4 protein-coding genes are annotated in these 11,499 nt (G+C 65.7%); all 4 read left to right on the top strand.

The features are described 5' to 3' along the window. Window positions 1–332: 332 nt before the first annotated feature. The 4 genes from WC326_11285 (at window position 333) to argF (ending at window position 11,155) form a co-directional block, all read left to right on the top strand. Window positions 333–3,638, top strand: a complete 3,306-nt coding sequence (locus WC326_11285; GenBank protein MFA7331642.1) for a hypothetical protein — start codon at window positions 333–335, stop codon at window positions 3,636–3,638. A 412-nt stretch (window positions 3,639–4,050) separates the two neighbouring features. Next, entirely contained in the window at window positions 4,051–8,910 is a 4,860-nt protein-coding gene (locus tag WC326_11280; GenBank protein ID MFA7331641.1) for a hypothetical protein, read from the top strand. A 199-nt stretch (window positions 8,911–9,109) separates the two neighbouring features. Continuing rightward, window positions 9,110–9,934, top strand: a complete 825-nt coding sequence (locus WC326_11275) for a hypothetical protein (GenBank protein MFA7331640.1) — start codon at window positions 9,110–9,112, stop codon at window positions 9,932–9,934. A gap of 291 nt (window positions 9,935–10,225) precedes the next feature. Continuing rightward, window positions 10,226–11,155, top strand: a complete 930-nt coding sequence (gene argF, locus WC326_11270) for an ornithine carbamoyltransferase (protein MFA7331639.1) — start codon at window positions 10,226–10,228, stop codon at window positions 11,153–11,155. Window positions 11,156–11,499 lie beyond the last annotated feature (344 nt).

The following is an 11,499-nucleotide window of genomic DNA, read 5'->3' as shown; positions in this document are numbered from 1 at the left end:
GGCCGCGGGCGTGTCTGCTTTTTCAGGGCGGGCAGGTGCGGAAGGCAAGCTCAACCGACGTGGGAGAACAGGCTCTGTTATGGTTTCCAAAGCTGGCGGGCGCCTGTCGGATTTTGAACAATCGCCGCCCAAGACTCGACACGTGAGCTTTCCGTTAAGAGAATGGACAGCCCACATCCGCCTTGTCAGTAAATTATCAACTGCGATTAGCGGGCCTTTTGAGTGGCATAATTGTTGCCCGCTGGCCTGCGGGCGGAGTCTGACAGCTGCCCCAACTTGAACTTGAACGACCTGTCTCAGCTTTCTTCAACCCACACTTACGGAGGATTCGCATGAAGAAGCTTGTCTTGTTGGGCTTGTGTTTGAGCACCGTCGTGGTCGCCTTTGCGGCCGGCGGCGGGGTTTCCGCACAAGCGGGTGCTTCTGTTTCCGCGACGGCGCCCCTCAAGGTGGCTCCGGGTCTGTCGGATCAGGAGCTGTACCTGCAATTGAAGCAAGCCGGCCAGCACATTCCAGCTTGGCTGGACCTGCGGATCAACGGCGTGCCGCAAGCGGGCGACGGCTCGCGCCAGGGTGGCGACTTTGCCTCCAACGCCCTGGCGATTCCCGCCCTGCCGTACACGGATTCAGGCACGACGGTGGGCTACGGCAGTGAGATCGGCAATGCGGCCCCGGACGTGTTTTATGGGCTGAGTCTGGGCTCCACGTCCACCATCACCGCCAGCATGTGCGCCACCAACCCCTCCTGGGACTCCTACCTGCGCATCTACACCAACGTGGCCGGCGCGCCGGGCACCCAGGTGGCGAGCAGCGATGACGCGTGCGGCGTGCTGTCCGAAATCGCCAGCCTGGTCATGAGCCCGGGCAACTACTTCATCATCGTGGAAGGCTACAGCTCCTACAGCGGCGCCTACACGCTGAGCGTGACCTCCTCGGGTGGCAACCCCTGCGACACCTATGCCCCCACCACGGTCAGCCTGCCCACAACGGTCACGGGCAACAACACGGGCCTGTCCAGCGTCGTGGGCGGCGCGGGCGGCGACGCCGGCTACGAGTTCACGGTTCCGGCGGGCTGGTACTCCTTCAGCTCCTGCAATCCGGGGACGGCCTACGCGGCGGACCTTTACCTCTACAGCGGCAATCCCTGCGACGGCGGCACGCTGGTGACGTCGAACACCTACTTCTACTGCGAAGCGGGTGGCAGCACGGATGCGGCGGTGATTCCGGCCATGCAACTGCAGGCGGGCACCTACCAGCTGCTGGTCTCCAACACCGGCTCCAGCACGGGCGCCTTCGAGGTCTCCCTGAACATGGAGGAGAGCCCCTGTGACGCCTATGTCGTGACCAACCTGGGCGACATCTCTGGCACCACCTACAACTCGACCTTCAGCACGGTGGGCAGCGGCAACGTCTACGGCAACACGTCGCCGGACATCGGCTTCGACTTCACCGTCAGCCAGGCCGGGGACTATTTCTTCTCCACCTGCTATCCCACCACCACCTTCGACTCCGACTTCTACCTGCTGAGCACCAATCCCTGCACGGGCACGCCCACGGAGATCGCCTACGTGGACGGCAGCTGCTCGGGCGGCGGCAGCAGCTGGAACGCCAACATGACCTGGGCGCTGACTCCGGGCAGCTACCATCTGATCATCACGCATTACAGCGCCGGTCTGACGGGCTCGGGCCTGTTCACCATCGAGCAGGTGGGCCTCTGCACGCCCGTGGACTGCACGGGCCTGCCCACGGAAGGCGAAGCCTATTACACGGGGAACGACGTCACCAACGGCGGCTGCAATTCCACGCCCAACGTCACCAGCCCGCTGGCTTGCGGCGACGAGTGGTGCGGCACCATCTTCACCTTCGTCAGTGACAGCAGCGGCCTGGACAGCCGGGACACGGACTGGTATTCCTTCACCTTGACGGACAGCCAGCCGGTCACCTTCAACGTCTCCTGCTGCGTCGACACCTACATCGACATTTTCACCTACGACTGCGTGGACGCTTTCACGTCCTACGGTTCGGACACGGGCGTCGGCAACTTGAGCGTCACCACGGCCTGCCTGCCCGCCGGCACCTACTATGCCTTCGTCGCCACCAGCGGCTTCACGGGCGTGCCCGCGGAAGAGAATTATCGCGCCTCCTTCACCTGCGGTGCGGTCTGCGACCTGCCCCCGGCCATCACCCACACCTGCCTGGGCGACCAGGAGAACGAGGGTCCCTGGACCGTCAACGCCACCATCACGGATGACAACGGCGTGACCGGCGCCACCCTGTATTACGCGCTGAACTACGGCACCTACATGACCGTGGCCATGACCAACATGGGCGGCGACGTGTATGAGGCAGCCATCCCCGCCCAAGTGAACGGCACGGTGGTTGGCTATTACATCCAGGCTGTGGACGGCGTGAACACCGTCACCACCAGCACGTGCTACTTCGACGTGGTGGACTGGACCCTGGCTCCCCAGACTTTGGTGGCGACGGATGCCAACTTCGGCAACGTGACCCTGACCTGGGGCTATCCCGCGGCCCCGCCGGCTTTCGAGGCGCTGGTGGCCTCCGGCCTGAGCAAGGAAGAGGCCCTGGCCGAGCTGGCCCGGGTGGATGCCGAGCGCGTGTTCGCGGGCTACAACGTGTACCGCGACGACGTCCTGGTGGGCACGGTGGCCAGCTTCTACACGCTGACCTACATCGATGTCCCGCCGGCCTTCAACACGGCCTATGACTACCGCGTGACGGCCCTCTGGACCAGTGGCGAATCCCTTTCCTCCAACGTGGACTCGGGCATGATGCTGCCTACGCCCACCCAGGGTGGCCCGGACGCCTTCGGCTATCGCTGGATGAACAGCGACGACCCCAGCGGCCAGGTGAGCTATTCCTTCACGGACATCAGCGCCACAGGCACGGCGGTCACCCTGTCGGATGACAATTCCGTCGGACCCTTCGCCCTGGGCATCCCCTTCAGCTTCTACGGTGTGGCCCAGACCGACCTCTACATCGGCAGCAACGGCGCCGTGAGCTTCGGCGCCGGCGTCAGCAGCCTGAGCAACACGATCCTGCCGGACGGCTTTACGCCCAACAACCTGATCGCCGCCTTCTGGGACGATCTGGCCCCGCACTACGTGGGCTCCACCGTGCATTACCTGTCCGACGTGGCCAACGGCCGCTTCATCGTGCAGTATCACGTGCCGGCCTACGGCAGCATCGAGCCATACACCTTCCTGGACTTCCAGGTGGTGCTCTACGCCGACAACAGCATCCGCGTCAACTACCTGAACCTGGTGGAGACGGATGTTGCGGAAGCCACCACCGGCATCGAGAACGCCGACGGCACCATCGGCCTGCAGGTGAACTACAATGGCAGCGGCGGCCGGCTGGGTGACCTGCTGAGCGTGCGCTTCAGCCCGGTTCAGCCCTGCGACGTGGCCACGGGCCTGGTGATCACCATGTCCGCCGGCGACGCCAACCTGGATTGGGACGCCGTGGGCGGCGCCTCCGGGTACAAGGTCTACGGCGCGACGGATGGCTACGGTCCCTTCACCCTGCTGGGCACCGTGGTGGATTCGGCCTTCGTGGACAGCGGCGCCCAGGCCGCGGGCCGCACGTTCTATCAGATCGTGAGCGTCTGCGACTAGTCGCCCCGCCCCGATTCTTGTCCCATTCGCCAGCCCTCGTTCTTCGGAACGGGGGCTGGCCTTTTTTCAGCCAAACTGAATCTCAGTGGCCTTTCGGCCGATCAACTACAAGTCCTTGGCCCCATCCAAAGCTGAATCTGGGTTCGGCTGTCCAACTTCCGTCACTTGGGACACTGGCTGGGAGCGGGTCTGCCCTCCTTTTTGGAATAAAGCGCGAAGGAAGTCCGAGGGCGGACGCAAGTTGTGTTGGCAAATGGCCTTAACCCCATGTGGAGCCAAGTTTGCAGGAGATTCGGGGTCCGATGTGCGCGCACCGCGCCGCCGGCCCGAAGCCCCTTTCAATAGATGACCAGGAAGCGTCCCGGTCCAGTTGTCACCTGCGGAACCTCGACACCCCTTTTTCGGAGGATTTATGAAGCGATGGTTGACCTTGGCTGGCAGCGTGGTTCTTGCTGCGGCCCTCACAGCCGGCGCCGCCTCGGGCGGTCCGGACTCCGGCGGTTACATCTGGAAGGACAACGTCGAATCCGGCGGGCCCGCCGTGAGCTTCGTCGACATCACCACGGTGGGAACCAACCTGGGCCTGGTGTCTGACGACGCCGGCTCGCCGGCCATCACCCTGCCGTGGAGCTTCAACTACTACGGCGCCCCCCGCACGACGATGTATGTCTGCAACAACGGCCATCTGAATTTCGCGGCGGCCAGCACGGCGTACAGCAACGCCAACCTGCCGGCCAGCGGCGCGCCCAACTTCGCCATTTACCCCTTCTGGGACGATCTGAGCACGGCGGCCACGACTCCGGGTCACGGCTCGGTCTGGACCTACCATGATGTGGACAACAACCGGTTCATCATCGAGTGGTTCGAGATCGGCAAGACGACCGACACGCCCAACGGCTTTTTCAAGACCTTTGAAGTCATCCTCTACCCGGGCGATCTGGGCATCACCACCGACGATTACGTGGTCATGCAGTACGGCACCATGGCCGGCACGCTGAACAGTGCCACCGTGGGCATCGAAGGCGCCGGCACGGCGGGCACCGCCCTGGCGGTGACCTACAACGCCACGGGACGGCCGGTGCAGAGCAACACGGCCATCAAGTACTGGATCCAGACCGGCGACGAACTGGGCCCGACCTTCACCCACACGCCGCTGACCACCAGCGAGAACGCCGGCCCCTTCACGGTCAACGCGAACATCAGCGACGCCACCGGAGTGGTGAGCGCCGATCTCTATTATCGCGCCAACGGCGGCGCCTGGACCAGCGTGGCCATGACCCCCGGCACCCCGCCGGCCTTCAGCGCCAGCATCCCCGCCCAGCCCCTGGGCGCCACGGTTGAGTACTATCTGACGGCGGCGGACCCGGTGCCCAATACCAGCACCAGCAGCACCTGGACCTTCGCGGTGCAGGACTACACCCAGCCTCCGCAGACCTTTACCGCCTCCGACGACCAGACCGAGCGCGTGGTGCTGGCCTGGACGGCTCCGGCCTGGGTGCACACCCTGGCCCTGGGCGCGCCCTCTGACGAGCCGCGCTTCGAGGACTTCCTGCCCCTGAGCGGCAGCAAGGACGAGGCCTACCAGGCCTGGCAGGCGGCGCTGGCCCAGTGGCAGGGCGAGTTGCAGGGCTCCGACCGCGCCTTCGTCAACTACAAGATCTATCGGGACGCGGTCCTGCTCACCACCACCACGTCGCTCACCTACACGGACCTGACTGCCGTGGTGGGCACCACCTACACCTACGGCGTCACGGCGGCCTTCACGGCCAACGAGTCCAGCATGGCCACCGACTCGGGCGTGGCCCAGCCGCGGCCCACCACGGGTGGTCCGGACGCCTTCGGGTATACCTGGATCAACAGCCTGGACCCCTCCGGCACGCCCATCAACTGGGTGGACATCTCCACCACGGGGACGGAGATCACGACCTTCACTGATGACAACTACACGGCCGCCCTGCCCCTGGGGATCAACTTCCCCTTCTACGACGCCGTGCAGACCCAGGTGTACGCCACCTCCAACGGCGTGCTCACCTTCAACGCGTTGACCACGTCCTATGCGTTCAACGTGGAGATTCCGACAGCGGCCGTGCCCAACAACCTCATCGCGTTGTATTGGGACGACCTGGCGTACACGGCCGGCACCAGCCATGCCTATTATCTGGCGGACCCGGCAAACGACAGGTTCATCTTCCAGTTGACCAACGTGCGCAAGTACAGCGCCTATTCCCCGATCATCTCTGTTCAGGCGATCTTGTATGAGTCCGGCGACATCCTCCTGCAGTATCTCAATGTGGACGAGACGGCAGCCGCGATGAACGACCAGACCATCGGGATCGAGAACAGCACGGGCGCGGTGGGTCTGCGGGTCCGCTACAACACCCTGGGCGGCAGCCTGCAGGACAACATGACGGTCTTCATCGATCGGCCCGCCGGCGATGTGGTGGCCCCGAGCATCGCGCACACCCCGCTGGGCAACACCGAAGACACGGTCAACCCCTACACCGTCACGGCTGACATCACCGATTCCGAGAGCAACGTCGCCAGCGCCACCCTGTACTATCAGGTCAACGGTGGCGGCTACCTGTCCGTGCCCATGACGGCCGGCATGCCGCCCGCCTGGTCGGGCCAGATTCCGGCCCAGGCCGCGGGCAGCGACGTGCAGTACTACATCACGGCCACGGACACGGCGGTTCCGGCCAACTCCGGCACCAGCGCCACCTGGGCCTTCAGCGTGGTGGACATCAGCCTGGCCCCCACCGGCCTGACGGCGTCCGACGGCCTGCTGGACCAGGTGAACCTGGCCTGGACGGCGCCGGCCTGGGCCGTGGCCATGTTCGGCGAGCCGGCTCCCGAGCCGCGCTTCGAGGATTTCCTGCCCCTGCATCAGAGCAAGGACGCGGCCTTCGCCGCCTTCCAGACGGCCCACGCCGCCTGGCTGGCCCAGGGCGCGGAGCGCTCCTTCCTGAACTACAACATCTATCGTGACGGCGGCCTCATCGGCACCAGCGCCACCACCACCTACATCGACTATGCGCCCACCGCAGACGTCTACACCTACCACGTGACGGCGCTCTTCAACGGCGGCGAGTCCAACGCCTCCAACACGGACACGGGCTTCAAGACCCTGCGTCCCACCTCGGGCGGCCCGGACGTTTCCGGCTACAGCTGGATCAACAGCGTGGACGACGCCGGCCCCGACTACGAGTGGATCGACATCAGCGGCACGGGCACGCCCATCGCCGGCCTGACGGACGACGGCTTCACGGGTCCCTACGCGCTGGGCTTCACCATGCCCTACTACGGGGTGAACCAGACCGACGTGTTCGTGGCCTCCAACGGCTTCCTGACCTTCGGCACGGGCAACGGCTCGCTGTCCAATACGAACCTGCCCGACGCCGCCACGCCCAACAGCGTCGTCGCCCCCTTCTGGGATGACATGGGGGCTCACTACGTGGGTTCGACCATCCACTACCTGTCCGACGTGGCCAACGGCCGCTTCATCGTGCAGTGGCACGTGCCGCCCTACGGCGCCGCGTCCCCCTACACCTTCCTGGACTACCAGGTGGTGCTGTACGCGAACGGCGACATCAAGGTCAACTACTCCAACCTGATCGAGACGGACGTCTCCGAAGCCACGCTGGGCATCGAGAACAGCACGGGCACGGTGGGTCTGGCGGCGAACTACAACGGCGCCGGCAGCCGGCTGGCGGATGGCGTGACCACCTTCTTCGTCGCCCCGCTGGGTGACTGGGTGGGCCCGGCCATCGCGCACACGCCGCTGACCAACACCGAAGACGCCACCAACCCCTACACGGTGAACGCCGACATCACGGACGCCGACAACCAGGTCGCCTCCGCCACCCTGTATTATCAGGTCAACGGCGGCGGGTACCAGTCTGTGGCCATGAGCGCCGGCACCCCGCCGCTTTACACGGCCCAGATTCCGGCCCAGGCGGGCGGCAGCGACGTCATGTACTACATCGTGGCCGTTGACAACTCGGTGAACAGCAACACCACCACCAGCCCCACCTGGAGCTTCTCCGTGGTGGACTACACGCTGGCCCCGACCGGCCTGGCCGCCTCCGACGGCGGCTACGGCGACGTGCTCCTGACCTGGACGGCTCCGGCCTGGGCCGTGGCCTTCAGCAGCCCCGAGCCGCGCGTGGAGGATTTCCTGCCCCTGTTCGGTAGCAAGAGCGAAGCCGTTGCCGCCTTCCAGACGGCCCACGCGGCCTGGCTGGCCCAGGGCGCGCAGCGCAGCTTCCTGACCTACAACGTGTACCGCGACGGCGGCCTCATCGGCACCAGCGCCGTCACCAACTACACGGACATCCCGCCGGTTGAGAGCCAGGTCTACACCTACCACGTGACGGCCCAGTTCGACGCGGGCGAGTCCGCCGCTTCCAACACGGAAACGGGTTTCTTCGTTTCCCGTCCCACCAGCGGTGGCCCGGATGCCGCCGGCTACACGTGGATGAACAGCGACGATCCCAGTGGCAACGTGACCTACAGCTGGACCGACATTAGCGCCATCGGCGATTCCCTGGACATCCAGGGGGACGACGATGTCGTGGCGGTGACCCTGCCCTTCGCCTTCCCCTTCTACGGGACGAACTACACGACGGCCAACGTCTGCACCAACGGCTGGTTGAACTTCGGCGCGTCGGCCACGGCCTACAGCAACACGGCCCTGCCCACCGCGGGCCTGCCCGATGCCACCGTGGCCGTGTTCTGGGATGACATGTACGTGCCCACGGCGGCCCCGACCGGCGCCGTGTACCAGTACAACGACGTGGCCAACAACCGCGTGATCTTCCAGTGGAACAACGTGCACCCGCTGAGCAGCAGTGCCGACCGCTTCACCTTCCAGGCTGTCCTGAAGGTGGACGGCACCATCGACATCTACTATCAGGTCGTGGCCGAGACCCAGGACGCGGATGCCACCGTCGGCATTGAGAACGCCGACGCCTCCGTGGGCCTGCAGGTCAACTTCGACGATGTGGGTGGCCGGATCGGCGACTTGCTGGCCCTGCGGATCAAGCCGCTCATTCCCTGCGGCATCCCGTACAACGCGAACGTGACCATCGCCAGCGGCAACGCGAACCTGAGCTGGGACGCCGTGGATGGCGCCGCGAGCTACAAGGTCTTCGCGGCCTCCTACGGCTACGGTCCGTTCAGCCAGATCGGCACTTCGGCCACCACGTCCTACACCGATCTCGGTGCCCAGGCCGCTGGCCACAAGTTCTACCAGATCGTGGCGGTCTGCGAGTAGCAGCCCTCCCGGTCCCAACCGACCGACCAAGCCCCCGTCCCCGTGGACGGGGGCTTTTTTGGGCCAAATCCGGTGGATGCCCGTTCCACTCGCGCGAGGACTGGAATCTGAACGAGGGTGGTCCTTTTTCCGGCCCGGTCACCATGCTAGTTTCGAAGCGGACGAGGAACGATTCGCCCAACCGTCAGGACTCACACACATGACCCTGCTAGACGGATTGCGCCTGGATCGCTCAGCTTTGTCCGGTTGGAACGGGATCCTGGGTTCGGCCGCCCTGGGTCTGGTTCTGGCCGGTGCCGTCCGGGCGGACTCCACCTGTCAACCGGTGGTGGCGCCCGACGCGGGCTGGGTGTTCGGCACCAGTGATCAAAGCCGCGCCTTCGAGCGCGCCGAGTGGTTTCAGGGCGACAGCCCGGCCACCGGGCTGCGCGTGCCCTGCCTGCAACTGCGCTATGCCGATGGCGGCTGGGCTCCCTGCCTGGATCTCCGGGTGCGGGTGCGGCTGCGCATCCATGCGGACGCCGACGGACGGCCCGGCGCGCTTCTGTTCGAGCAGAGCCTGGCCGTGATTCCCCAATCCACCGGCCAGTTCTACGGCAACGGGGCCGAACTGAAGACCCTGGTCCTGCCGCTGGATCCGGCGCTGGATTTGCAGGCGGGCTGGGTCTCCGTGCTGGGCATCGCCACCAACGGCTGCCAGCTGCTTTGGGGGAGTTCGTCCGCCGGGGACGGGGTTTCCGCCCTGAACCGCGGCACGGGCTGGGAACTGGCGGCCTATGATCTGGGCCTGTGCGTGGATTGGCTGGCGCTGGACAAGCCCGAGTTGAGCATCAGCCTGGTGGGGGAGCAGATCCATCTGGGTTGGAAGCCCGTCTCCCAGGCCCAGCGCTATCAGGTCTGGCGCGCGCAGGGCGAAGGGGAGTTTCTGCCACTGGGCCCGCCCGTCACGACGACCAGCTGGGACGAGCCCGAAGCTCTCGGCCCGCTTGTGTCACGCTACCGGGTCACCGCCCTCAATCCCTGATTCCCGCGCCGGCGGGGTTCGGGCACGGAGCCCCTTCCGTGCTATATTGGCCCCGGCCAGCGGGAGACCTGCCTTCATCTATCCCCATCGGCGGCCCGACGGCGGGCCAGGTCCGGCGCCTGCACGGTTCCGCGGCCGCGCTCCAGTCGGCGCGGCCAAGGCGGCGGAGTACGGGACACCTGGCCGCGCGCAGCGCGCTGTGGCTGGAACAGGGGGAAGGGGCGGCGGCGACCCGCGCGAAGCGGCACGAGACGGAATCAGGTGGATCAACCGAGCAATTCTGGAGGATACATGAAGCGCGATTGTCTGCAGCTCATCGACTTCACGGCGGAGGAACTGCGGGGCATGCTGGCCCTGGCCGCGGAGATGAAGGCGGAAGTGCGGCGGGGCCATTACCGGAAGCCCTTTGCCAACAAGTCCTTTGCCTGCATCTTCCACAAGCCCTCGCTGCGCACGCGGATTTCCTTCGAGGTGGGCCTGGCCCAGCTGGGCGGCAGCACGCTCTACATCACGGAGAAGGAGATCGAACTCGGCAAGCGCGAGTCCATCCACGACGTGGCCAAGGTCCTGGGCCGCTACGTGGACGCCATCCTGATCCGCACCTTCAGCCACTGCTCCGTCGAGGAATTGGCGCTGCATGCGCCCGTGCCCGTGGTGAACATGTTGACCGACCTGACCCATCCTTGCCAAGTGCTGGCGGACATCTTCACGGTCTGGGAACACAAGGGCACGGTGGACGATCTGGTGGTGACCTACCTGGGTGATGGCAACAACATGACCAACTCTTGGCTGAACTTGGCCCGGCGCATTCCGATGGAATTGCGCATCGCCACCAGCCCGGACTGTCTGCCGGATCCGGGCATCCTCAAGGCGGCCCAGGCGGAAGGGCTGTCCAAGATCGTGGTGACCGATGATCCACGCGCCGCGGCCGAGGGGGCGGACGTCCTCTACACGGACGTCTGGGCCAGCATGGGACAGAAGGATCAGGCGGAAGCCAAGGCCGGCCTGCTCAAGGCCTACCAGATCAACCAGGGACTGGTGAATCTGGCGAAGAAGGACTGCTTGGTGATGCACTGTCTGCCCGCCGAGCGCGGCAAGGAGATCACCGACGAAGTGATGGACGGTCCGCGCAGCGTGGTCTTCGACGAAGCCGAGAATCGCATGCACGCCCAAAAGGCCCTGATGGTGCGCCTGCTGGAATGGAGCAATCCGTTGGCCTGAGCGTTCCGCCCAGGATTCCACAACGGCCCCGCGAGGGGCCGTTGCTGTTTCCAGCAAGGTGCCAGGCCGGTGCCAGGCCGGTGCCAGGCCGGTGCCAGGCCGGTGCCAGGCCGGTGCCAGGCCGGTGCCAGGCCGGTGCCAGGCCGGTGCCAGGTCGGTGCCAGACCGGTGCCAGGTCGGTGCCAGGTCGGTGCCAGGTCGGTGCCAGGTCGGTGCCAGGTCGGTGCCAGGTCGGTGCCAGACCGGTGCCAGGCCGGTGCCAGAGCACTGTCAAGCGGGGTTTACATCTGCGCATTAGCGGCCGGATGGCAGCCCTGTGATGGGATCCCCCGGTCAAGCCGGGG

The sequence above is a fragment of the Candidatus Delongbacteria bacterium genome, assembly GCA_041675285.1.
GTDB lineage: Bacteria > CAIWAD01 > CAIWAD01 > CAIWAD01 > CAIWAD01 > CAIWAD01.
This window is presented reverse-complemented; position numbering and strand designations above follow the sequence as displayed.

Excerpts from the sequence above, each read along its gene's own strand:
- WC326_11280 (MFA7331641.1), top strand. The coding sequence starts at position 4,051 with ATGAAGCGATGGTTGACCTTGGCTGGCAGCGTGGTTCTTGCTGCGGCC.
- argF (MFA7331639.1), top strand. The coding sequence starts at position 10,226 with ATGAAGCGCGATTGTCTGCAGCTCATCGACTTCACGGCGGAGGAACTG.
- WC326_11285 (MFA7331642.1), top strand. The coding sequence starts at position 333 with ATGAAGAAGCTTGTCTTGTTGGGCTTGTGTTTGAGCACCGTCGTGGTC.
- WC326_11275 (MFA7331640.1), top strand. The coding sequence starts at position 9,110 with ATGACCCTGCTAGACGGATTGCGCCTGGATCGCTCAGCTTTGTCCGGT.